We start from the raw sequence: 598 nt of genomic DNA, 5'->3' as shown, positions 1-598 counted from the left end.
TAGGCAAGCATCAACGCCGATGGACAGGATTTGATGACAAGATCATCTCCCTGTATGCGCGAGGTATGCCTGTACGAGAAATCCAGAGCCACCTTGAGGAAATGTATGGCACGGAGGTATCGCCTACGCTTATTTCCTCAGTAACAGATGCCGTGACGGATGAGGCAAAGGCTTGGCAGATGCGTCCGTTGAACAGGCTGTACCCCATCGTTTATATGGATTGTATTCACGTCAAAGTACGTCACGACGGGATGGTACGCACCAAGGCAGTTTATCTGGCCCTGGGCGTCAACATGTCTGGCGAGAAAGAGCTTCTGGGCATCTGGATCGCCCAGACCGAAGGAGCCAAGTTCTGGCTACAGGTCGTCACCGAACTGAAGAATCGAGGCGTACAGGATATCTTCATTGCCTGTGTGGCTGGACTGAAGGGGTTTCCTGAAGCCATTGAAGCCGTGTTCCCCAAAACCGCTATTCAGCTTTGTATCGTCCATATGGTGCGTTACAGCCTGAACTTTGTTTCGTGGAAAATGCGCAAGGAAGTGGCTGCCGACCTGCGCGCCATATATGCGGCGGCCACTGCCGAAGAGGCAGAGTTGCA

At 52.8% G+C, this 598-nt stretch carries 1 protein-coding gene; it reads left to right on the top strand.

What is annotated here, in order from left to right:
* The coding region (locus FEF65_RS13250; protein ID WP_138240295.1) for an IS256 family transposase at positions 1-598 on the top strand (598 nt) is incomplete at both ends.

The organism is Mariprofundus erugo (genome assembly GCF_005818865.1).
Taxonomy (GTDB): Bacteria; Pseudomonadota; Zetaproteobacteria; order Mariprofundales; family Mariprofundaceae; genus Mariprofundus; species Mariprofundus erugo.
The sequence above is the reverse complement of the archived record's forward strand: the minus strand, read 5'-3'. Positions and strand labels throughout refer to the sequence as shown.